The sequence below is a fragment of the Facivitalis istanbulensis genome, assembly GCF_040560405.1.
Taxonomy (GTDB): Bacteria; Pseudomonadota; Alphaproteobacteria; order Sphingomonadales; family Sphingomonadaceae; genus Sphingomonas; species Sphingomonas istanbulensis.
Genome location: NZ_JAVSCQ010000029.1, coordinates 17,735 through 40,519 on the forward strand (window position 1 = coordinate 17,735; position 22,785 = coordinate 40,519).

At 67.3% G+C, this 22,785-nt stretch carries 23 protein-coding genes; 11 read left to right on the plus strand and 12 right to left on the minus strand.

The features are described 5' to 3' along the window. The first annotated feature begins 87 nt into the window (after positions 1-87). The 3 genes from RN629_RS14640 to RN629_RS14650 are packed head-to-tail and all read left to right on the plus strand — an operon-like array spanning position 88 to position 2,007. Positions 88-363, plus strand: a complete 276-nt coding sequence (locus RN629_RS14640; protein WP_407035879.1) for a metal/formaldehyde-sensitive transcriptional repressor — start codon at positions 88-90, stop codon at positions 361-363. A 31-nt stretch (positions 364-394) separates the two neighbouring features. Beyond that, positions 395-1,324, plus strand: coding sequence for a CDF family Co(II)/Ni(II) efflux transporter DmeF (dmeF, locus tag RN629_RS14645; RefSeq protein WP_407035880.1), 930 nt, complete (start codon positions 395-397; stop codon positions 1,322-1,324). A 38-nt stretch (positions 1,325-1,362) separates the two neighbouring features. Beyond that, positions 1,363-2,007 (plus strand): L,D-transpeptidase family protein, encoded by a 645-nt coding sequence (locus RN629_RS14650; protein WP_407035881.1) that lies wholly within the window; start codon positions 1,363-1,365, stop codon positions 2,005-2,007. A gap of 154 nt (positions 2,008-2,161) precedes the next feature. On the opposite strand, the gene RN629_RS14655 is transcribed toward RN629_RS14650, so the two are convergent. The 5 genes from RN629_RS14655 to ubiM all read right to left on the minus strand — a co-directional run bounded on the left by RN629_RS14655 (position 2,162) and on the right by ubiM (position 6,769). Further along, entirely contained in the window at positions 2,162-2,674 is a 513-nt protein-coding gene (locus RN629_RS14655; RefSeq protein ID WP_407035882.1) for a GNAT family N-acetyltransferase, read from the minus strand. 64 nt (positions 2,675-2,738) lie between these two features. After that, positions 2,739-4,253 carry an acetyl-CoA hydrolase/transferase family protein gene (locus tag RN629_RS14660; RefSeq protein WP_407035883.1) on the minus strand — a complete coding sequence of 505 codons (1,515 nt, stop codon included), beginning with the start codon at positions 4,251-4,253 and terminating at the stop codon, positions 2,739-2,741. Then, positions 4,231-5,103, minus strand: a complete 873-nt coding sequence (locus RN629_RS14665; RefSeq protein WP_407035884.1) for a sterol desaturase family protein — start codon at positions 5,101-5,103, stop codon at positions 4,231-4,233. The genes RN629_RS14660 and RN629_RS14665 overlap by 23 nt, the downstream gene beginning before the upstream one ends. 71 nt (positions 5,104-5,174) lie before the next feature. Then, positions 5,175-5,585 (minus strand): group II truncated hemoglobin, encoded by a 411-nt coding sequence (locus RN629_RS14670; protein ID WP_407035885.1) that lies wholly within the window; start codon positions 5,583-5,585, stop codon positions 5,175-5,177. Positions 5,586-5,599: 14 nt separating this feature from the next. Then, a complete protein-coding gene (ubiM, locus tag RN629_RS14675; protein ID WP_407035886.1) occupies positions 5,600-6,769 on the minus strand; it encodes a 5-demethoxyubiquinol-8 5-hydroxylase UbiM in 1,170 nt (389 codons plus the stop codon). A gap of 180 nt (positions 6,770-6,949) precedes the next feature. On the opposite strand from ubiM, the gene RN629_RS14680 reads away from it, so the two are divergent. After that, positions 6,950-7,513: a hypothetical protein gene (locus RN629_RS14680; protein ID WP_407035887.1), complete on the plus strand. Its 564-nt coding sequence runs from the start codon at positions 6,950-6,952 to the stop codon at positions 7,511-7,513. Positions 7,514-7,559: 46 nt separating this feature from the next. On the opposite strand, the gene RN629_RS14685 is transcribed toward RN629_RS14680, so the two are convergent. Continuing rightward, the gene (locus RN629_RS14685; protein ID WP_407035888.1) at positions 7,560-8,282 is read right to left on the minus strand and encodes a Crp/Fnr family transcriptional regulator; all 723 of its coding nucleotides are present in this window, start codon (positions 8,280-8,282) and stop codon (positions 7,560-7,562) included. Between the two features lie 215 nt (positions 8,283-8,497). Here RN629_RS14685 and RN629_RS14690 point away from each other — a divergent pair, with 215 nt between their 5' ends. Together RN629_RS14690 and RN629_RS14695 are read left to right on the plus strand one after the other, a co-directional pair. Next, entirely contained in the window at positions 8,498-9,196 is a 699-nt protein-coding gene (locus tag RN629_RS14690) for an OmpW/AlkL family protein (RefSeq protein ID WP_407035889.1), read from the plus strand. A gap of 187 nt (positions 9,197-9,383) precedes the next feature. Next, positions 9,384-11,870, plus strand: coding sequence for a PepSY domain-containing protein (locus RN629_RS14695; RefSeq protein ID WP_407035890.1), 2,487 nt, complete (start codon positions 9,384-9,386; stop codon positions 11,868-11,870). Between the two features lie 34 nt (positions 11,871-11,904). On the opposite strand, the gene RN629_RS14700 is transcribed toward RN629_RS14695, so the two are convergent. Both RN629_RS14700 and epsC read right to left on the minus strand, forming a co-directional pair. Then, entirely contained in the window at positions 11,905-12,645 is a 741-nt protein-coding gene (locus RN629_RS14700) for a gamma-glutamyl-gamma-aminobutyrate hydrolase family protein (protein ID WP_407035891.1), read from the minus strand. Next, complete coding sequence (epsC, locus tag RN629_RS14705; protein WP_407035909.1) at positions 12,642-13,616, minus strand: serine O-acetyltransferase EpsC; 975 nt, start codon at positions 13,614-13,616, stop codon at positions 12,642-12,644. The genes RN629_RS14700 and epsC overlap by 4 nt, the downstream gene beginning before the upstream one ends. Positions 13,617-13,780: 164 nt before the next feature. On the opposite strand from epsC, the gene RN629_RS14710 reads away from it, so the two are divergent. After that, positions 13,781-14,800, plus strand: a complete 1,020-nt coding sequence (locus RN629_RS14710) for a class 1 fructose-bisphosphatase (RefSeq protein WP_407035892.1) — start codon at positions 13,781-13,783, stop codon at positions 14,798-14,800. Between the two features lie 100 nt (positions 14,801-14,900). Here the strand turns inward: RN629_RS14710 and RN629_RS14715 are convergent, their stop codons facing one another. After that, positions 14,901-15,272: a glycine zipper 2TM domain-containing protein gene (locus tag RN629_RS14715; RefSeq protein WP_407035893.1), complete on the minus strand. Its 372-nt coding sequence runs from the start codon at positions 15,270-15,272 to the stop codon at positions 14,901-14,903. 110 nt (positions 15,273-15,382) lie between these two features. Between RN629_RS14715 and RN629_RS14720 the strand changes: the two genes are divergently transcribed. Further along, positions 15,383-15,802, plus strand: a complete 420-nt coding sequence (locus tag RN629_RS14720; RefSeq protein WP_407035910.1) for a secondary thiamine-phosphate synthase enzyme YjbQ — start codon at positions 15,383-15,385, stop codon at positions 15,800-15,802. 108 nt (positions 15,803-15,910) lie between these two features. After that, positions 15,911-16,492 (plus strand): CC0125/CC1285 family lipoprotein, encoded by a 582-nt coding sequence (locus RN629_RS14725; RefSeq protein WP_407035894.1) that lies wholly within the window; start codon positions 15,911-15,913, stop codon positions 16,490-16,492. A gap of 227 nt (positions 16,493-16,719) precedes the next feature. On the opposite strand, the gene secA is transcribed toward RN629_RS14725, so the two are convergent. The 3 genes from secA to RN629_RS14740 form a co-directional block, all read right to left on the minus strand. Further along, a complete protein-coding gene (secA, locus tag RN629_RS14730; protein WP_407035895.1) occupies positions 16,720-19,464 on the minus strand; it encodes a preprotein translocase subunit SecA in 2,745 nt (914 codons plus the stop codon). 111 nt (positions 19,465-19,575) lie between these two features. Beyond that, positions 19,576-19,836, minus strand: coding sequence for a hypothetical protein (locus tag RN629_RS14735; protein WP_407035896.1), 261 nt, complete (start codon positions 19,834-19,836; stop codon positions 19,576-19,578). A 12-nt stretch (positions 19,837-19,848) separates the two neighbouring features. Then, positions 19,849-20,664 carry a TonB family protein gene (locus tag RN629_RS14740; protein WP_407035897.1) on the minus strand — a complete coding sequence of 272 codons (816 nt, stop codon included), beginning with the start codon at positions 20,662-20,664 and terminating at the stop codon, positions 19,849-19,851. Between the two features lie 170 nt (positions 20,665-20,834). Here RN629_RS14740 and argJ point away from each other — a divergent pair, with 170 nt between their 5' ends. Together argJ and RN629_RS14750 are read left to right on the plus strand one after the other, a co-directional pair. After that, entirely contained in the window at positions 20,835-22,061 is a 1,227-nt protein-coding gene (gene argJ / locus RN629_RS14745) for a bifunctional glutamate N-acetyltransferase/amino-acid acetyltransferase ArgJ (protein WP_407035898.1), read from the plus strand. Positions 22,062-22,065: 4 nt separating this feature from the next. Then, positions 22,066-22,677 (plus strand): glutathione S-transferase family protein, encoded by a 612-nt coding sequence (locus RN629_RS14750; RefSeq protein ID WP_407035899.1) that lies wholly within the window; start codon positions 22,066-22,068, stop codon positions 22,675-22,677. Positions 22,678-22,785 lie beyond the last annotated feature (108 nt).

The following is a 22,785-nucleotide window of genomic DNA, read 5'->3' on the forward strand; positions in this document are numbered from 1 at the left end:
TGGATCAGGAGCGTTGTGGCCGATCGCTCGGGTGCCGCGCAAGCAAAGTTGCGATCGCCGGCAACATACCCTATACCCCTATATGTTATGGCGCATGTGACCACCAACAAGGAGAAGATCATCGCCCGCGTCCGGCGCATCGCCGGACAGGTCGCTGCGATCGAGCGTTCGGTCGCGGCCGATGCCGATTGCGCCGAGACGCTGCACCTGGTGGCGGCGGTGCGCGGCGCGGTCGCGGGGCTGATGGACGAACTGGTCGAGGATCATCTCCACGCCCATGTCGCCGCCCCCCACCTGTCCGATGCCGAACGCACCGCGCAGGCCGCCGAGCTGGCGCGGCTGCTCCGCCGCCATTTTCGCTGATGCCCCGACACGCTCCCCAAAGGTTGATGCCATGACCACCCACAGCCATGATTATCTGGGTCACGCCCACGACGACAATGCCCGTCGGACCCGCGCGGTCATGTGGTTGTCGATCGGGATGATGGTGGCCGAGGTCGTCGCGGGCTATCTGACCGGATCGATGGCGCTGCTGGCCGATGGCTTTCACATGGCGACGCATGTCGGCGCGCTGGGCATCGCCGCCATCGCCTATTCCTATGCGAAGCGCCATGTCGCCAATCCTCGCTATAGCTGGGGCACCGGCAAGGTCGGCGAACTTGCCGGGTTCGGGTCGGCGATGGTGCTGGGACTGGTCTCGCTGTTCATCGCCTATGAATCGCTGGTCCGGCTGACCAACCCCTACCCCGTGGCGTTCGGCGACGCGATCATCGTCGCGGTGCTTGGCCTGCTGGTCAATCTGGTCAGCGCGCTGATGCTGTCGGGCGGTGGCCATGCGCATCATCATGGTCACGCTCATGGTCACGCGCACGGCCATGGCCATCATCACCATGACGACCATGGGCATGACCGCCATGGCGGCGACACCAATATGCGCGCGGCCTATATCCATGTCCTGGCAGACGCGCTGACCTCGGTAATGGCGATCGTCGCCCTGGTGGCGGGACGCTGGCTCGGCTGGGTCTGGCTCGATCCGGCCATGGGGCTGATCGGCGCGGCGGTGATCGCCAACTGGTCGGTCAGCCTGATGCGGCAGGCCTCCGCCGTGCTGCTCGACGCCGCCGATCCCAGGCTGGCCGAAGAGGTTCGCGAGCGCGTTGAAGGCCCCGGCGACACGCGCATCCGGGACTTCCATATCTGGCGCATCGGCCCGACCGCCCATGCCGTGGTGCTCGCGGTCGAGAGCGACGTCTCCAGCCGGACCATCCACCAGCGGCTGGCCAGCATGGCGGCGCTGGGCCATGTGACGGTCGAAATCCGCTAAGGATTGGGCAAGGGGCGATGTGGTAGACCGATCCCGTCATGCGCCGCTTGCAACTTCTTGCCGCTACGATCCTGGTGGTCACCCTCATGGGCGGAGGCACGCTGCTCCTCCGCTCCGGCCGCGCGCCGCCCCCTGCGCCCCGCGTTTCGCCGAGCCCGGTTCCCGCGGCATCCCCGGTGGTGCGCCCGCTCCGCCCGCTCCCAACGCCGGTATCGACGCCGGAACCCTTTGTCGTCCGCCGCATCCTCGACCTGAAGCAACCGCTGCGCCACGGCACCTATGTCTGGGACGACAGCGGCGCGCCGCCGGGACCGATCGTCATCACCGTCGACCTGACGGCGCAGGTCGTGTCGATCTTCCGCAATGGCTATGAGATCGGCACCGCGGCGATCATCTATGGCGCGGACAATATGCCGACGCCGCTGGGAGTATTCCCGATCCTGCAAAAGGACGCGGACCACGTCTCCAATCTCTACGACGCGCCGATGCCCTATATGTTGCGCCTGACCAATGACGGCGTGGCGATCCATGGCAGCGACGTCCGCTTCGGCTATGCCACCCATGGCTGCGTCGGCGTCCCCACCGCCTTCGCGCGCAAATTGTTCGAGGCGACGAAGATCGGCGACCGGGTGATCGTCACCAACGGCAAGACGATGATGCTGGGCCAGTCGATCATCGGCTAAGGCGCATGGCGATGGCCGGACTCTCCGGTGGCCGCAGCCTGCACGGCCCAGCCAGCGGCCATTCGTGATCGCTGACATCCGACGGACGCGGCTTGCGGGCAAGGCTCACTCGCGACCGGATAAAGCCTCGCCGCTACCGCGCCCGTTACGGCCGCTAGCGCAGTTCCCGCCGGATACGCACCAGCGCGGGTTCGCCGTCGATCGGTATCGCCTCGAACCCCATTTCCCGCTCCAGCGCGATGGCGTCGCGATTGGCGCGGTCCTCGATCGACTCGATCGCGGCATAGCCATGACGCCGCGCATGGCCGACCAGATGGTCGAGCAGGGTCCAGCCGATCCCCCGCCCCTTATGATCCCCGCGCACCGCGATCGCCGCCTCCGCCGTTTCGCCCGCCGCGTCGCCGACCAGCATCGCGCTTGCCAGCACCGCGCCACCATCGTCCAGCGCGATCAGGCTTTCGGACCGGGCATCATTGGCCGTCGCCATCGCCAGCAGCCGCTCATGCCCCACTTCGCGCACCCCGGTCAGGAACCGGAAGCGCAGATCGTCGGGCGTCACATGCCCGAAGAATTCTGCCAGCGCCGGTTCATCCTCGGGACGTGCCGGGCGGACGTTCAGCCTAACGCCCGTACGCGTCACCAGCAGGTCGGTGTCGATGATGGTCATGGTCGCCTCCTCCTTCTCCGTTGCCCGTCATGCACCCGCAGGGCACGCGCCGCTTTGACGATGGTCAAGAAGGTAGCATCGTTCCGGTCGCCATGAAACGCTGATGCCAGGACAAGGCTTCACCCGGCAGCGAGGGCGCGTGCAGGCCATAGGACCCGCCATGCGCGCGCGTGGCATAATCGGTGAGCAGCGGGCGGTAATCGGGATGCGCGCAGCGTTCGATCACCAGCCGCGCCCGCTGTTGCGGCGAGAGCCCGCGCAGATCGGCCAGCCCCTGTTCGGTGACGATCACCTGCACGTCCTGCATGATATGATCGACATGCGCGGCCTGCGGCACGATGGCCGAGATCTTGCCGCCCTTGGCCGTCGAAGGGGTCATGAAGATCGACACATAGGCGTTGCGGGCGAAATCGCCCGAACCGCCGATGCCGTTCTGGATGCGCGATCCCATCACCAGCGTCGAGTTGACGTTGCCGTAGATGTCGGCTTCGATCAGCCCGTTCATCGCGATACAGCCCAGGCGGCGGACGAGTTCGGGATGGTTGCTGATCTCCTGCGGGCGCAGGATCATCCGGTCGCGATAGGCGGTCATGTTCGCATTGAGTCGCGCCGCCGCCTGCGGGCTGAGCGAGAAGGCGGTTGCGGAGGCCATGCGCAGCTTGCCCGAATCGAGCAGGTCGAGCATCCCGTCCTGGATGACCTCGGTATAGGCGGTCATCGGATCGAACGGGGCATCGGCCAGGCCGGACAGCACCGCATTGGCGATATTGCCCACCCCCGACTGGATCGGGAGCAGCGAGGCGGGCAGCCGCCCGCGCGAAACCTCGTGCCGCAGAAACTCGATGATATGCCCCGCAATGGCGAGCGCGGTCGCGTCGGGCGCGGCGAAGGGCAGATTGCGGTCGGGCGCGTCGGTCTCGACGATGGCGACGATCTTGTCGGGATCGCAGGTCAGATAGGGCGTGCCGATGCGATCGTCCGGACGCAACAACGGGATCGGCACGCGCTCGGGCGGCAGGCGGGTGCCATAGTAAATGTCGTGCATCCCCTCCAGCGCCGCATTCTGCCAGCGATTGACCTCCAGGATGACGCGCCCGGCCCGGTCGAGCCAGGTCTTGTTGTTGCCGACCGAGGAAGAGGGGATCAGCGTTCCGTCGCTGCGGATGCCCGTGACCTCGACGATCGCGGTGTCGATCGCCCCCAGCACGCCTTCCCACGCCATCGGCGCGACCTGGCTGAGATGCATGTCGAGATAATCGATCTCGCCACGGTTGATCTTCTCGCGCGCGACGGGATCGCCGCTATAGGGCAGGCGCTGGGCGATGCCGTCGACCGCCGCCAGCGCGCCGTCCAGTTCGGGCCCGGTCGAAGCCCCGGTCCACAGATTGACCCGGAAAGGGCGCCCTGCCGCGCTTTCCGCGGCCATGTGCCGCGCCAGCGCCTGCGGCACCGCCTTGGGATAGCCAGAACCCGTGAAGCCACTTGCGGCGATCGTCTCGCCCGGACGGATCAGCGCGGCCGCGCTGTCGGCATCGGTGATACGGGCGCACAGGGTTTCACTGGCAATACGGTCGGTCATCGTCACTCCCATCTGGGCGGCCGTGGGAAAGCTCCCCGCCCGCCTCGCTATCAGGCCACCCGGTCGACGGGCCCTGGAATTCGCCGGGTCGTGCCCCGCCACGGCCGGGACGACTCCGGGCCAGGTCGCGCGAACGCTCGGCGACCGCCGGATAGCGCGCCGCCATCTCCGCCGTATACCCCAGATTGAAGACGGTCGGACTTTTCTGCGGCCGGTCCGCACGGGTGTAGTAGGTGCCGAGCAGCCGGTCCCAGGCGAAGTTGGTGATGCCGAAATTGCCGTCCTCGTCATGGAAATGATGCTCCATGTGACGGCGCTTGATCATCGCGAGCCATGGATGGCGCGGCTTCCAGCCGAGATGCTGCACGCAATGGGCGAACTCGTAGAAACAGGTGCAGAGCAGCCCCGTGGCCATGCCTGCCAGCGCGCCCCCGACGCCGCCGATCAGCCAGCCCGGAAGCGCGGCGACCAGCAGCAGCGTCGGCAGCGTGGTGTGCAGCGCGCCGAACAGGATCTCCAGCCGGTCCGGGTCCATGTGATGGTCGTAATGGATGCGCTTCCACACGCCCGCCAGCGGCCGCACCTTGAACATCCAGCGACTGTGCAGCACCCAGCGATGCAGCACGTACCAGATCAACGGATAGGCCAGCGCGATGAGCGCGACGATGGCCAGCGTCGGCACCGGCGGCGCGGGCCATCGCGCAAAGGCCGCGATGCACAGGCCGGTCAGCGCCAGATAGACGATGACGGCATAATGGGTGAAATAGGCACGGACCAGATCGCCCAGGCCCATCCGGCCGAGATGATGGCTGCGGTCCCAGAAGCGCGGCGTGGCGGTGATATCAGTCATGCCGCGATTCCTGTCGGAGTCGGGTCGATCGATCCTTGACCCGCGTCAAATCCGGGATCGTCGCCCGGCGATCAGCCCTCGTCCTGGCCGTTGGCGATCATCATCGCGGCCATGCGGGCAAAGGACCGCCGCATCGCGGTCGCCACCTCCTGCTCCACGCCCTCATCGTCGATCGCCCGGCCCATGGCGTGCAGCCATTGCCCGGCGGTCGCGGGCGTCACGCCGAGCGCGCGATGCGCGGTCATGATGCACGTTCCCGGCCGCTGCGAAAACCAGATGCGCGGTCCGCCGAGCCAGCCGCCCAGGAACACGGCGAGGGATTCGCGAACCTCGGTCAGGTCCTCGCCGTGCAGGGCGCGCAACGCGGCATAGCGTTCCTCCGCCTCCATCAGGTCGTAGAAGCGATCGGAAAGCCCCCGCACGCGCGCGGCACCGCCGATCCGGTCGAACAGGCTGGGCGGCGGGTCCATCACCATGGTCATCATGCCATCCTTCATCAATGCCGCATCAGCAGGCGCGAGATCCCGGCACGGGCCGGGGTGACACGCGCCGCGGCGTGGAGCAGCGCCGGGCGCAGCAGTCGCGCCGGCGGCCGGTCGTCGGTGAACAGCCCGACGATCGCCCCCGTCGCCAGGAACAGGGGGGCGGAGGCGAAGCGATGCACCGCTTCATATCGGCGCAGCAGGCTCGCCGCGCCGATATCCTGTCCCCGCGCCGCCGCCCGGACCAGCAACCCGGCCAGCGTCGCGCCGCCGCGCAGCCCCAGGTTGAACCCATGCGCGGTCACCGGATGCATCCCCACCGCCGCATCGCCGATCAGCGCGGCGCGCGGCGCGGCGAAATGACGGCACCAGACCGTGGCGAGCGGATAGACATGCGCCGCCCCCTCCACCCGCATGGTGCCCAGCCGTCCATCCGATCGCCGGGTCAGTTCCGCCGACAGGGCGGGCGCGGCCAGCGCCGCCAGCCGGGCGATCTGATCCTCGGGCAGCGTCAGCACGACCGACGACCGCCGCCCCGTCAAAGGCAGGAGTGCGATCGTCTGGCCATGGTCGAACCATTCGGTCGCGATACCCTGGTGATCGCCGTCATGCTCGACGCGCGCCAACAGCATCGACTTGCCCAGCCGCGTCACCTTTGCCGGGATATTCAGTTGGGCCCGAATGGCCGAAAAGCGCGAATCCGCCGCGACGAGCAGCCGCGCGCGCAGCACGCGTCCATCCTCCAGCGTCACCGACGCGCCGTCGCGGTCGGTCCGCGCCGCCGCCACCTGCGCACCCGCGATCAGCGTCAACCCCGGCTGCTCATCAATCGCCGCGAACAGGGCACGCCGGATATGATGGTTGGCGACCAGCCAGCCCAGGGGTTGCCCCGCTGGCGCATCGGGCTCGAACGACAGCGCGAGGGGCGAGGCGCCGTTGAGCACATGCGCGGCGCGCAGCGGGGCGATCGCCTCCGGCGCGATCCGCCGCCATGCGTCCAGCGCCTCCAGCGTCGCGACCGAACGATGGGTCAGCGCGATCTCCCGGCCATCATCCGCCGGATCGGCCAGCGACGACAGCGACAGGCGCTCGACCAGCGTGACGCGCAGCCCGCTGCCCGCAAGTCCGCCGGCAAAGGCCAGCCCGGCCGGTCCGCCGCCGATGATGATAATATCGCATGGCATGGTCAAAACCCCATAATCTGAACCGTCTCGCGCCACAGGCTTCAGCCCGCGCCGGGGACGACCGCCCGATGCCGGTGATGAAGCAACTATGCCGGCTTCACCAGAAACGCTTTGACGGCGGTCAATGCGGCTTCCCCGGCGACGCGCGATGCAGGATGCCTGCAATATGGGAGATTGAGGATGGAATCGCCTCGCGCCAGCGGTCACGACGGACCGGTCCCGCAACCCTGGCACGCCATTCAGGACATCGACATCGTCCGGATCGTCGCCGATCATCGCTGCCTGGCCAATCTGTGCAACCTGCTCGAACGATGTGCGGACGAACTGCCCAGGCTGCCGCCCGAACCGACGGCCGCCCGGCTGTGCGAGGCGCTGACCGCATTGACCGAGCCGGTGGAGAATGAGTGTCCGGCCTATCCCGCGCTGACCGAAATCTACGACCCCGGCGATCCCTTCGCCGCCGCGCTGATGGAGGAATTGCGCATCCGCTATGCCACGGACGCGATGCATGCGCAGGATCTGGCCGATGCCCTGCGCGCCGCGCCCGGCATGGCGGACCGGATCTCGGCCGACACGCTCGGCTATATGATGCGGTGTTTCTTCAACGCCTGTCGCCAGGCGATGGACTGCGAGGAACTGGCCATCCTGGCGCTGGCCGGGCACCGGCTGACCCGTGCGGCACGCCAGGCCCTACTCGACAGCCTGCGCTTTCGCGCCGCCGATCCACGCCCCTGCCCCGCCTGATCCGCCCCGCCTGAACCGACCGGCCCGATCCGCCCGGCCGGAGCGGTCAGGCGGCCTCGGCCCTTGCAGCCAGCGCGGCGGCATCGCGAATGGTCACCGCGCGCGGACCGGGCAAGGCGATCGTGCCGGCATTCTTCAACCGGGTCAGCTGGCGGCTGACCGTCTCGATCGTCATGCCCAGCACGTCGGCGATCTGACCGCGCGTCAACGGCAGGTCGAACGTCAACGGCCCGCCCGGCACCGCACAACATCCCCCATCCCCGGCGCGCGCCGCCATGTCGAGCAGGAAGCCCGCCACCTTCTCCGCGGCCGATTGCCGCGCCAGCACGAGCATCTGCCGCCGCGCCTCGCGCAGCGACGCCGCCGTCCGTTCGAGCAGTAGCCTTTCCATTCGCGGATGATCGTCCAGCACCCGCTCGAACCCCGCACGGGGAAAAACGCACAATTCGGCATCGCTCAGCGCCACGATGGTGAAGTCGGTCTGTCCGCCAAAGGGCTGCCCGAAAAAATCCGCCGGGTAGAGCAGGCCCACGATCTGCTCGCGCCCGTCCGCCGGTCCCGCCACCAGCTTCAGTGTCCCCGACAGGATATTGCCGCACAGGATCGCTTCGTCCCCGGCCCAGGCCACCGCCTGCCCCGCCGCGACCCGCCGCCGCTGGCCCAGCGCGTTGAGCGCGCGCAATTCCCGGTCGTCCAGGCTGCCGCACAATGCACGATCACGGACCGCGCAATCGGCGCAGATAGCGGTACAGGTAAGTGGCGGGGTCATGCCCTTGCCCTAACCGCATCCGGCCGCCCTGTCGCGGGGCAGATTGTCCATCGGGATTCCCCGTAGACCGTTCACCGGCCGGTCGCGGGGGCACCCCGCCGCCGCGACCGGATTTGATCCCGATCAAACGAGCCTTTGTCCCCGGTCAACGCGCGGTGCCCGCCGCGCGCCTAGCCCGTCCTTACAGATTGCGTACCGTACAAGGAGATTGGGGAATGAAGACCATCACGAAAGCCGCCATGGCGCTGATGGGACTGGTCGGGGGAGCCGCTGCCGTGCCGGCTATGGCGCAGACGGCCGATGCGCCGCGCGTCGGCGTGCGGGCCGGTGATGTCCTGCTGCGGGTGCGGGCCATCACCGTCGTCCCCAATGAGGATTCGGGCGGCATCCGGCCCGCCTTCCCGACCGAGCGGCTGGCGGTGGGCAATGCGGTGATGCCGGAAATCGACGCGACCTATATGGCGACCAACCATATCGGCTTCGAACTGATCGCCTCGACCACCCGGCACACGGCCAAGGGGATGAGCGGCACGACGGGCAGCATCGGCAAGCTGGCGACCACCTGGGTTCTGCCGCCCACGCTGACCGCACAGTATCATTTCGCCCCGACCTCGCATATCCGCCCCTATGTCGGTGCCGGCATCAACTACACCATCTTCTGGAACGAAAAGGCCTCCGACGGACTGCAGGCGGCGGTCGGCAAGACCTCGGTCGGCATGAGCGACAGCGTGGGCTGGGCGGCGCAGGCGGGCGTCGATGTGGACATCACGCCCAAGGTCTTCCTGAACCTCGACGTCAAATATATCGAAATGGGCACGACCGTGCGCCTCGACACCGCCGCGGCGGGGACGCAGCGCGCCAAGCTCGACCTCAATCCGCTGGTCTTCGGCGTCGGCCTCGGCTTCCGCCTCTAACGGCTCCCTCCCGCCGACTCACCGCTCCGGTTTCGACCGGGGCGGTTCTTTGTGCCCATCCCCCGACCCGGCCCCGACCCTGGATCGACCCGCGCCAGGACGACAGGACCGACCACGCCACCATTGACCGCCCGCCCGACGACAGTTACCGCAAATCATTATCACTTACACATCCAGGCGGGGTTGGGTGTCGACGCGTAACCTGTTGTTCCAGATTCACTGGTTTCTCGGCATCACGGCCGGGCTCGTCCTGGCGGTGATGGGCGTGACCGGGGCGGCGATCAGCTTTGAGCATGAGATTCTTGCGCTCGCCAATCCGGGCATCGTGACTCTGGACCCCGGCCACCGCGCGCCGCTGCCCGCGCCTACGCTCGTCGCCCGGATCACCGCCGAGCGGCCGGATATCCGCATCGGGCGGCTGATCGTCGAGCACGATCCCCACCAGGCCGCGATCGTCACCTACAGCATCGGCGACAGCAAGACGCGCGAGCGCCGCTACGTCGATCCGACCACGGGCGCGATCCTGGGCGAGGCGCGTGGCGGGGCACTGCTGGAGACGGTGGAGAATATCCATCGCTGGCTGGCGCTGCCCGGCAAGGGCAACGGCATCGGGCGGCAGATCACTGGCTTTGCGGCGCTGTCACTGATCTATTTCGCGCTGTCCGGCCTTTATCTGCGCTGGCCCAGACGGCCACTCGACTGGCGCGCCTGGTTCGTTCTCGACCTGCGCCGGACGGGCCGCAATCTCTACCGTGCGCTGCATGCCGTCATCGGCGGCTGGGTGCTGGTCTTCTACCTCATCAGCGCGGGGACCGGGCTCTGGTGGTCCTATGGCTGGTATCGCGACGGGGTTCGCGCCCTGTTGACCGGTGGCGCGGCGGAGGCGCGGCCGCACGCCGACCGGACCGCGAAAGAAGGACGCCCCGACCTCGCACTTGCCTGGCAAAGCTTCGATCGCGCCACGCGCGGCCACGCCTATGAACAGGTTACCGCCACCGCGCGCGAGGGGGTGAATGTCCAGTTCCGTGCCAAGTTGCCGGGCGGACGTCATGATCGCGTGGCCGACGACCTGACCATCAACGGCGTCACCGGTGCGATCATCGCCAACAAACCCTATGCTGCACGGCCATTGGGCGAGGATGTCGTCGCGAGCGTCTTCGAGATCCATCGCGGGGCCTATTTCGGGCTGATCGGCCGCATTGCGATGCTGGTTACCAGCCTGACCATGCCGCTGTTCACCATCACCGGGTTCCTGCTCTATTTCGCGCGGCGACGGCGCAAGGCGGCGCTGGCGGCGCTGGCGGCGCTGGCCCCCGAGGGGATGTCGGGCGACGCGGCGACCGCGACCACGCTGGTCGCCTATGCGAGCCAGACCGGCACCGCCGAACGGATAGCGCGACTGACCGCCCAGGCGCTGCCCGGAGCCGCCGCCCTGCCCGTCGCCGCGCTTGATCGCGCGATGCTCGGCCAGATCGAACGGCTGCTCGTCATCGCCAGTACCTATGGCGAGGGCGAGCCGCCCGACCGCGCGCGCGGCTTTGCCCGGATGCTCGCCGAGACCCCGCCAGACCTGTCGCATCTGCACTATGCCGTGCTCGCGCTGGGCGATCGCGAATATCCCGATTTCTGCGCTTTCGGGCATCGCATCGATCATGGGCTGCACGCCGCCGGGGCGAGCAGGCTGTTCGACCCGATCGAGGTCGATGTCGAGGATGCCGATGCGCTGCGGCTGTGGCAGCAGGAACTGGCCGCGCTCGGCGCGCGGACCGACCAGGCCGACTGGGCCCGCACGCCGATGGCCGGATGGCGGCTGGTCGAACGCCATCTCCTCAATCCGGGGAGCAGCGGGGGCCCCTGCTGGCACGTCGCGCTGGAGCCCGTCGACGGCCCGGCGGAATGGGCGGCGGGCGACATCCTCGAAATCCTCCCCCGACAGGATCATCGCCGCGTCACCGCCTTTCTCGCCGCCACGGGCATCCCCGACACAGCGGAGATGCGCGCGCGGTTGAGTGGCTGCATCCTGCCCGCGAATGCGCGGCCGGGCTTCGACCTGGACACGCTACGGCCGCTGGCGCACCGCGAATATTCGATCGCCTCGATCGCCGAATCCGGTCGCGTCGAACTGATCATCCGCGAATGCCGGGGGCCGGACGGCCTGCCCGGCCTGGGGTCGGGCTGGCTGTGCGGTGGGGCGCCGCTGGGCGCGGTCGTTCAGGCGCGCGTCCACCCCAATCCCGGCTTCCATTCGCCCGAGAACATCGCCACGCCGATGATCCTGATCGGCAACGGCACCGGGCTGGCGGGCCTGATGGCGCATCTGCGGTACCGCGCGCGGACCGGCGGCGGCACCGCCTGGCTCTTCTGGGGCGAGCGTCATCCCGATCATGACGATTTCCACGCCGCCGAACGCACTGAACTGGCGTGTACCGGCGCGCTGACCGGCTGCGTCACCGCCTGGTCGCGGATCGAAACGGGACCGCGCTATGTCCAGCACGCCATCGCCCGGTCGATCGACATCATCACCGACGCCGTGGCGGCGGGCGCGACGCTTTATGTGTGCGGCAGCCTGAAGGGCATGGCCGGTGACGTGCATCAGACGCTGGCCGCCATATTGGGCGATGCGACAATGGAGGAACTGGCGACGACGGGGCGCTATCGCCGCGATATCTACTGAGCTGCGCCTTCGGGCGACAGGGCCGCCGAACCGGTCAGGCGCGGCCCTGCACCGACTCGCCCAGCAGGGTGAAGAAGCTGCGCGAGACCGCGCACTCCGCTCCGCCCCATTCGGGATGCCATTGCACCGCCAGCACGTCCGCGCCGCACCCCGGCGCGCGGAACGCCTCGATCAGTCCGTCCTCGCTGTCGCGCGCCTCGACCACCAGGCCATAGCCCAGCCGGTCGACCCCCTGCTGATGGACCGAATTGACCTCCAGCCGGCGATGTCCGCTGCGGCCCGCCAGATATCCGCCCGGCATCAGATCGACCGGGTGATGATGGCCGAACAGGGTCTCATAATCCTCGTCCCACGAGCCGCGATGATGGCGCGGCAATCCGCCCAGACAGGTCAGCGAACCGCCGAACAACACATTGATCTCCTGCATCCCCCGGCAGATGCCATAGACGGGCTTGCCCCGCTCGATCATCCGCCCGCCCAGCGACAGTGCGACCGTATCGCGCGCGGGGTCGCACTGGTGACGCGCCAGATGCCCGGTATCGCCATATTGCACCGGATCGACATGCGAGCGCCCGCCGGTCAGCAACAGCCCGTCGAGCATGTCCGCCATGCTCGCAGCATCGACCGCCTCGGGCATGGCGGGGATCATCACCACGCTGGCACCGCACAGCCGCACCAGCGGCTCGATGAAGCGGGTCGCAACCGCCTGGATCGGGCGCCCCGCAACCTCGTTGCCGCACATCAGGCCGATGACGGGCTTGCGTCCGCGCGTCATGCCGTCCCCTCCAGTTCCTGGCGCAGCGCCCGCCCCTCCGCATGCGGCAGCGCCTGCGCCGCTGGCTGGACCAGCACACTGTCCGGCGCGGCATCGGCGAGCAGCCAGACATTGCCGCCGATCACCGAGCGCGCGCCGATCGTCACCCGGCCCAGCACCGTGGCCCCCGCATAGATGATGACATCATCCTCGACGATCGGATGGCGGGCGAAGCGATCGCGCGGCGAGCGCGGCGCGGTGCCCAGTGCCGAGCGCGCGCCCAGCGTCACATGCTGATACAGCCGCACCCGCTCGCCGATGATCGCGGTCTCGCCGATGACGACACCGGTGCCATGGTCAATGAAGAAATGCCGCCCGATGGTGGCGCCGGGATGGATGTCGATCCCCGTCCGCTCATTGGCGAGTTCGGAGATCATCCGCGCGACGATCGGCGCGCCCAGCTCGTTCAACTCATGCGCGATACGGTGATGCAGGCTGGCGACAGCCCCCGGATAGCAGAGCAGGATCTCGTCCACGCTGCGCGCCGCCGGATCGGCCAGGAACGCCGCCTCCACATCGCTGTCGATCCGATCGCGGACGCCCGGCAGCGTCGCGCCGAACAGCCGTGCGATCAGCGCCGCCTGTTCAGGCGGAAAGGCGGCGTCGGCGTCCTTCTGCCAATAGGCCAGCTCCGCCCCGATCTCCCGCTCCAGCGCGGTCAGGCCGGCGAGCAGCTTGGCGGCGACAAAGCGGTCCTCCTCGACGGCGACACCGCGGAAATGGCCGAGTCGGCGTGGATAGAGCGCGGCCGCGATCAGCGCGACGCTATCCTCGACGCCGGCGCGCGAGGGGAAACGCTCGACATCACGCCCCGCATCCTGCCGTTGCCGCCAGCCCTCGCGCGCACGGCGCAGCCCCGACACGATGCCGTCGATGCCGGTCGCGGACCCGGTCGCGACAGGGTTCATGGCGGCATTGGGCTTGGTCGACATCATGATCCTCCGGCCTGCGATCATATCCCACTGCTAAAATGGGATATAACAGAAATGCTACGTCGCAATAAAGCTCCTCCATGGCTTAACCCGAGGTTGCTTTACGCAAGCCAGCCGGGGCATGGTCCGCCCGCCGCCAGTCCCCTTTCCCGGAGCAAGAGACGATGATCATCCCGCGCCAGACGACGCTGACGCGTTTCCTGATCGAGCAGCAGCGCCGGTCGCCAAAGACCTGCCCGCCGGAGTTGCGCCTGCTGATCGAAACGGTGGCGCGCGCGTGCAAGGCCGTGAACCAGGCCATTTCCAAGGGCGCGCTGGGCGATGTCCTGGGCAGCCTGGACAGCGAGAATGTCCAGGGTGAGGTCCAGAAGAAGCTGGACGTGATCGCCAACGACCTGTTGCTCGACGCCAATGAATGGGGCGGCCATCTGGCGGCGATGGCGTCGGAGGAGATGGAGACGATCCACCGCATCCCCAATCGCTATCCCAAGGGCGAATATCTGTTGCTGTTCGATCCGATCGACGGATCGAGCAACGTCGATGTCGACCTGTCGGTCGGCACCATCTTCTCGGTGCTGCGCGCGCCCGAGGATTGTGCCGGGCGCGAAGTGACCGAGGCCGATTTCCTGCAACCCGGCCGCGCGCAGGTGGCGGCGGGCTATGCCATTTACGGGCCGCAGACGCTGCTGGTCCTGACGGTCGGCGATGGCGTCTACGAATTCACGCTGGACCGCGAACTGGGATCGTGGCGGCTGACCGACGGACCGATGCGCATTCCGGCGGGCACACGCGAATTCGCGATCAACATGGCGCGCCGCCGCCAATGGTCGCCCGGCATCGCCCGCTATATCGAGGAGCGGATCCTGGGTTCGGAAGGGCCGTGCGGCGTCGACTATAACATGCGCTGGACCGCCTCGATGGTGGCGGACATCCACCGCATCCTGAAGCGCGGCGGCGTGTTCCTCTATCCGGGCGACCATCGCCAGCAGGGCAAGGCCAAGCTGCGCCTGCTCTACGAGGCCAATCCGATGAGCTTCCTGATCGAACAGGCTGGCGGTGCGTCGATCGATGGCGCGAGCCCGATCATGGATGCCGATCCGATCGGCCTGCACCAACGGATCGGCGTCGTATTGGGCGATGCCGAAGAGGTTGCGATGATCGCGGATTACGGCCGCACGGGATGACGCCAGCCACCGCCCCGGTAAAGGCCGGGGCGGTGATCGAAGGCGCCCCGGCCACCGAAAAGCGAGCCGGGACGGTCAGCCCGCTATCGTCCCTGGCGGATCAGCGGCAACGCACCTTGCCGCGATCGATCGAACGGCCAAGCAGCGCGCCGCCGCCCGCCCCCAGCAGCGTACCCAGCGTCCCGCCGCCGATCACATTGCCCAGAACGCCGCCGCCGACCGCGCCGACGACCAGGCCCGTGGTTCCGTCATTGCGCTTGCAATAGGTCCGACCGTCGCGGCCACGAAACACCTTGTCGTCACGGCCCAGACGCCGTTCGCGATAATCGCCCCGGCGATAATCGCGCGATGGCTCCCAATTGTCGCGATCGCCCTGCCATTGACCATCGCGGCTCTGCGCGACGGCGGGCGTGGCGACGATCGGCGCGGCGACGGTCATGACGGCCATCGCAGCGAACAATGCGGCTTTCATCGGATACTCTCCTTTTTCGTAACGACGGGTCAACGCATGGCGACCAGAGGCGTTCAATCAGGCCCGGCAAGGCCATGGCATCCTTCGTTGTTCTGGTGCATGGCATCGTCATGCGCCAGGCCACCACGATCCTGTCCCTCGACACCCATGGCCAGGGTCTGACCGACATCACCCCCGCCGTCGCCGCCTGGGTCGGTGAACAGCGGATGGAGGAAGGACTGCTGGCCCTGTTCTGCCGCCACACCTCGGCCTCGCTGATCGTCCAGGAAAACGCCGCGCCGGAGGTCAGGACCGACATCCTGGCCTATTTCGCCCGGATGGCGCCCGAGGATAGCCGCGCCTATGCCCATGACGATGAAGGGCCCGACGACATGCCCGCGCATCTGCGCAGCATCCTGACGGGCATTCACCTGTCCATCCCCCTCATCGGCGGGCGGCTGGCGCTTGGCACATGGCAGGGAATCTATCTGTTCGAGCATCGCCGATCCCCGCATCGCCGGAGCATCGCGCTGCACATGGCCGGGGCGTGACGCACAATTCATCGCTGGAGCAAAACCGTTCATCGACCGTTCGGCCAGTATCGGATAGGGTCGCTCGGCTCTCCAGCGTGGCTGGTCAGCAGGAAAGGAAAAATGACCATGCAATTCGGTCGGAAGGTCGCCATCGCGCTCATCGGCGCCAGCACCTTGATGGTCGCGGGCTGCGCGACCGAAACCACCTATCGTCCGGCAACCGGCACCGGCTTTTATCGCACCGGCTATTCCGATCAGCAGCTCGAACCCGATCGCTTCATGGTCAGCTTCGCCGGCAACACCGTCACTTCGCGCGATACGGTGGAGCGGTATCTGCTGTTCCGCGCGGCGCAGCTGACGCTTGCCAATGGCTATGACTATTTCGTGATGGCGGATCGCGATACGCAGCTGCGCTCGCGCACCTATTCGACGCCGGGCGCCTACGGTCCCGGCTTCGGCGGTTGGGGTGGCGGCTGGTGGGGCCCGTCGTGGCGCTATTATGGCCGCGGCTTTGGCTGGCGTAGCTGGGACCCCTTCTGGGGCGATCCCTTCTTCGGCAACAACATGGATATCAACACGATCGACCGCTACGAAGCGACCGCTGAGGTCGTGATGCGCAAGGGGCCGATCCCGCGTGACAATCTGCGCGCCTTCGACGCGCGCGCGATCGTCAACACGATCGGGCCGACGGTCGTCATGCCGAAGTAAATCCGGCCTCCATGCCAGCCGAATGAGGCGGCTGCTCCGACGGGGCAGCCGCCTTTTTCATGGTCCTCGGCCTTGGCAGCAAACCTGCCCGAACCGGACGCACCCGCCGCCCGGGCAGGACCGGGATCGTCCGACGCAGGATGTCCGGGATTCGAAAATGGGCGGCGGACCGAAGTCCACCGCCCCTGTCGTCTATTCCCCGGTCTTCGTCACCGAGGACGCATGGGTCAGACCGTCACCGCCCCATGGCAATGCTTGTATTTCAGGCCTGAGCCGCAGGGGCACGGCGCGTTGCGATTGACGCGGCCTTCCCATTGCGCCGGATCGGTGCCCAGATCGTCACCGTCCGGCATCGGGATCTGCATCGGCGGCATCTGCGGCGGAAGCAGCCCCCTCGCGGCGGCATCCCAGTCGTTCGTGTTGTCCTCGCCGGTGAACGGGTCGAAATGCGAAGTGATGAAGTCCGGCAGCTCGGGCAGTTCCGGCGGCGCCTGAATCTGGAACTGGGCATAGGCGATGGTGCGGGTCACATCCTCGCGGATATTGTCGAGCATCCGCTGGAACAGCGAGAACGCCTCGTGCTTATACTCGTTGATCGGCGTCTTCTGCGCATAGGCGCGCAGATGGACGACCTGGCGCAGCGCGTCGAGCGTCGCCAGATGCTCCTTCCAGTGATGGTCGAGATTCTGGAGCAGGATCGACTTTTCGACACTGGCCCAGGTTTCCGGCTCCAGTTCGGCGGCCTTGGCCGCGACCATCGCGTCCGCCTCGGCATTGACGCGCTCCAGCACGATTTCCGGGTCGATCGCTTCCTCCGCCAGCCAGGCGTCGAGCGGCGGTTCGAGGTTGAGCTGCTCCTTGAGCTGCTGCTTCATGCCCGCCACGTCCCATTGCTCGGGATAGCTGTTGGGCGGGCAGGCGCTGCCCACGATCGTGTTCACCGTCTCGGCGCGCATGTCGGCGACCATCTCGCCCACTGTCTCGGCATCCATGATGTCGGCGCGCTGTTCGTAGATGACCTTGCGCTGGTCGTTCATCACGTCATCATATTCGACGACCTGCTTGCGGATGTCGTAGTTGCGCGCCTCGACCTTCTTCTGCGCGGTCTCGATCGCCTTGGACAGCCACTTGCTGCCGATCGCCTCGCCATCCTCGATATTGCTGCGCATCATCTTGGCGAACAGCGTGTCCGGCCCGAAGATACGGAGAAGATCGTCGTCGAGGCTGAGGTAGAAGCGCGACAGGCCCGGATCGCCCTGACGCCCCGAACGCCCGCGCAGCTGATTGTCGATGCGGCGGCTTTCATGGCGCTCGGTGCCCAGGACGAACAGGCCACCGGCGTCCAGCACCTGCTGCTTTTCGGCGATAATCTCGGCGCGGATGCGGGTCGCCGCCGCCTCATAGTCGGGCGTGCCCTCGACCAGCTCGGGATGCTCGTCGAGCATTCGGAATTCCAGGTTGCCGCCGAGCTGGATGTCGGTGCCGCGACCCGCCATGTTGGTCGCGATCGTCACCGCGCGCAGGCGACCCGCCTGCGCCACGATATGCGCCTCCATCTCGTGATAGCGCGCATTCAGCACCTTGTGCGGCACGCCTTCCTGGGTGAGGAACTCGCTCAGCAATTCCGACTTTTCGATCGACACCGTGCCGACCAGCACCGGCTGGCCCTTGGCGGCATGATCGCGGATCTTCTTGGCGATGGCGCGGAACTTGTCCTGCGTGTTCTTGTAGAACTCGTCCTCCTCGTCGACGCGCGCGATCGGCAGGTTCGTCGGGATGGTGACGACGTTGATCTTGTAGATGTCGTAGAATTCGCCCGCCTCGGTCGCGGCGGTGCCGGTCATGCCCGAAATCTTCGGGTACATGCGGAAGTAATTCTGGAAGGTGATCGAGGCCATGGTCTGGTTCTCGGGCTCGATATTGACGCCCTCCTTCGCCTCGACCGCCTGGTGAAGCCCTTCCGACCAGCGACGCCCGTCCATCATCCGGCCGGTGAACTCGTCGATGATGATGACCTTGCCGTCCTTCACGATGTAATCGGTATCGCGCTTGAACATCATGTTCGCACGCAGCGCCTGGTTAAGGTGGTGGACGACCTGGGTATTCTCGAAGTCGTAGAGATTCTCGCCCTGGAGCAGCCCCGCCGCCTCCAGCAGGCGCTCGGCGCGCTCGGTGCCATCCTCGGTCAGGATGATCGATTTCTGCTTTTCATCCTTCTCGTAATCGTCGGCGGTCAACTGCTTCACGATCGCATCGACGCCGATATACAGTTCCGACTTGTCGTCGGTCGGGCCGGAGATGATGAGCGGGGTGCGCGCCTCGTCGATCAGGATCGAGTCGACCTCGTCGACGATCGCATAGTTGAAGGGGCGCTGCACCATCGACGAGCGCTCATACTTCATGTTGTCGCGGAGGTAGTCGAAGCCGAACTCGTTGTTCGTGCCGTAAGTGATGTCGGCGTCATAGGCCGCCCGGCGCTGCGCATCGTCCAGATTGGGGATGATGGTGCCGGTGGTCATGCCCAGGAAGCCATAGACGCGGCCCATGGTCGCGGCGTCGCGGCTGGCGAGATAGTCGTTGACGGTGACGACATGCACGCCCTTGCCGGGCAGCGCGTTCAGGTAGGTCGCGAGCGTTGCGACCAGCGTCTTGCCCTCGCCCGTGCGCATCTCGGCGATCTCGCCGCGATGAAGGACCATGCCGCCGATCATCTGCACGTCATAGTGACGCTGGCCGAGCACGCGCTTGGCGGCTTCGCGGACGGTCGCGAAGGCTTCGGGCAGCAGGCTGTCGAGCGTCGCGCCATTGGCCAGTTGCTCGCGGAACTTGACCGTCTGTGCGGCGAGCTGCTCGTCGGTCATCGCCTCCATTTCGGGCTCGAACGCGGCGATCTTGGCGACGGTCGGCTTGAGCGACTTGACGTAGCGGTCGTTGGACGAACCGAACAGGGACTTGGCGAGGCCGCCGAACATAAGCGATTTCCTGACTGAAGATCGTGGAAACAGGCGCAGCGCCGATCGAAGCGAGGCACGCGCGACTGGAAAGGACGAGGAGGTGGGTCGGCGTGGTACCGACGCCGAAGCCTATTCGCGCCGACGGCTCGCGAAGATCGCGGCGACAGGGCGCGGCGACAAGGCGCGGAACAGGCCCAGCGGCCGGGCGCTGTCGACCAGTGTCGCGAGTGCCTGGACCGGCCGGGTGGCCGCGCGGGCGACGGCCGCCTGCTTGGCGGCGGCGACGATCGCGCACTCGGCGACCACCCCCCGCGCCTCCTGCCCACGCGCATTCGCGCCCACGCCGGTCAGCGCGGACAAAAGGGCGGAAAGGAGCAGAAGCAGGTTCATGCGAGGCTTGTCTTAGGCAGATACGCGCGGCGCGTCCATCCGTTGCATCGCCGCGACCGATATCATCGCGGCACCATGCGGACCATCACGGGCTGGGCGGCAGGATCTTGTAAAGGATCTCCACCTGATCATAGCCAGACTTGGGCATGTTGGGCTCGCTTCGCCCGTCTGGCATCTGGTCGGCATTGGCTGGCCATCGACCACCCCCATGCGGACCGACCATCGGCAATCCACGGCCCTGCCCGTAGCATCGATCCTGAAGTCAACGCGAAGGCGTTGAAGAATCGCCATATCCTTGGCCATATCGTCGCTAGCGGGCGGCCCATCGCCGAAGACATGTTCGACCAGAGCGAAATAGCGGAAACGCGGCGGCGCGCCGAGGCCGGCATGCCGCATGACCGCAGCCCGCAACCCCTCCGTCGATGACGGACAGGGCAAGTCGGGAATGGCGATGTTGCCGGGCAGGGTGCGGCCCCGGCAGTCGGTCGCCCGGCCATCGGGTTCGACGATCATCTCGGAAATGGCGGCGCTGGAACGGGCCGGCCTGGGCGGCGTGGGATCGCCATCCGGCAACTGCCATCGGATGCGCAGGCGATAATGACCGACAACGGCATTGCCCTGGCGATCCCTCGCTGCACGGAATAATCCCCGGCTCGACACGGCAAGATGACAGGTCTGCTCACGGAGCGAGGCTGCTGCGGCCTCGACGATCCGGCAGTCCGTCACCCGCCCATGGGCGTCGATGGTCAGGTCGGCCACAACCCGCCCCTCCTCCCGCGCACGCAGCGCCGCCGGAGGATAGTTATGAGGGCCGTAGACCGCCGCCATGTCACCGATGATTTCGGGCTTTGGCGCATCATCCGCCTGCTCCGTTGCGCCCTGTCAGAGCAGCATGAGCATCAGTGCAATCATCGCCATATCGATTCCCCCCACCAAAATTGCCCACGCCGCCATCAACCCGTTGCAGCGCGAGCGCGCAAGCGGCAAAGCACGGCGCCATGAGCACCGCCACCTCGCCCCTCGCCCAGCCCTTTCCCGCCCTGCCCGCGATCGATGGCGTGACGCTGCGCGTCGCGCGTGCGCGGTATAAGAACTGGGACCGCTGCGACCTGACCTTCGTGACGCTGCCGGAGGGGACGAGCGTGGCGGGCGTGCTGACCACCAGCAAGTGCCCCAGCCCGGAAGTCGAATGGTGCCGCCAGGCGCTGGTCCTGGGCCAGGCGCGTGCGCTGGTCGTCAATGCGGGCAACTCCAACGCCTTTACCGGCCATCGGGGCCGCGCCGCCGTCGAGGCGATCGCCGCACGCACCGCCGCCGCGATGGATTGCCAGCCCTCGGACATATTCGTCGCCTCGACCGGCGTGATCGGCGTGCCGCTCCCAATCGACAAGGCCGAGGCCGGGCTGGACGCCGCCTTCACCGCCACGCCGTGCGGCTGGGAAGAGGCCGCCGCGACGATCATGACCACCGACACCTTTGCCAAGGGCGCGACGACGACGGCCATGGTCGATGGCCGCACGGTGACGCTCGCCGGGATCATCAAGGGTTCGGGCATGATCGCGCCCGACATGGCGACGATGCTGGGCTTCATCTTCACCGATGCCGCCGTCGCCCCGGAATTCCTGCAACGCGCGCTGAACGCCGCCAATGGCCGCAGCTTTTCGTGCATCACGGTCGATGGCGACACCTCGACCAGCGACACCGTGCTGGCTTTCGCCACCGGCCGGGCGGGCAATGCGCCGCTGGTCGATGACGACAGCGACGGGGCGGACGCCTTCCGCGCGGCGCTGGCCGATCTGTGCCACCAGCTCGCGCTACTGGTCGTTCGCGATGGCGAGGGCGCGACCAAGTTGATCGAAATCCGCGTCGAGGGCGCGGAGAGCGACCGCTCGGCGCACCGCATCGCCATGTCGATCGCCAACTCGCCGCTGGTGAAGACCGCCATCGCGGGCGAGGATGCGAACTGGGGGCGCGTCGTCATGGCGGTCGGCAAGGCGGGCGAACCGGCCGAGCGCGACAAGCTGTCGATCCGCTTCGGCGAAACGCTGGTGGCCCGGGACGGCCTCGCGGTCGAAGGCTATGACGAGGCCCCCGTCGCCGCGCATCTGAAGGGTCAGGAGATCGCAGTCGGCGTCGAACTGGGCCTGGGCGACGGCGTCGCGACGGTTTGGACCTGCGACCTGACCCACGGCTATATCTCGATCAACGCCGATTACCGGAGCTGATGCGATGCTGACCATCTGGGGGCGGATCAACTCGCACAACGTCAAGAAGGTCGTGTGGCTGGCCGAGGAAATGGGCCTGGCCTATGACCGCCGCGATGTCGGCGGCCCGTTCGGGATGGATGATGCGTACCGCGCGCTCAATCCGAACGCGCTGATCCCGACGATCGAGGATGGTGGCTTCACCGTATGGGAGTCGAACAGCATCCTGCGCTATCTCGCATCCAGTCATGGCGGCGAGCGCTTCTATCCGGTCGAATCCCGTGCCCGCGCCTCGGCCGAGCGCTGGATGGACTGGCATTTCACCTGGGCCGACGCGGTACGGCCGATCTTCTTCCAGATGGTGCGGACCTCACCCGACCAGCGCGATGCCGGGCTTGTCGCGCGGAGCGTGGCGCGAGCGGCGGCGCTTTCGGCGATCCTCGACGAAGCGCTGGAGCGGCAGCCCTGGTTGTCCGGCGACGCATTCGGCATCGGCGACATTCCGGTGGCGGCCTATGCGAACACCTGGGTCCAACTGCCCGTCGAACGGCCTTCGCGCCCCAATCTCGAGCGTTGGTATGCGGCCTTGCAGGAACGCGACGCCTTTCGCAACGTCGTGATGATCCCGCTGAGCTGACGACAGGCCAAGACCGCACGGGACAAGAGGCGATCCTCCCCTGTCCGAATGACGAAACCGAAGGGTTGCACCCGCACTCCAGGCGGCCGCGTCGGATCCAGCGGCCGG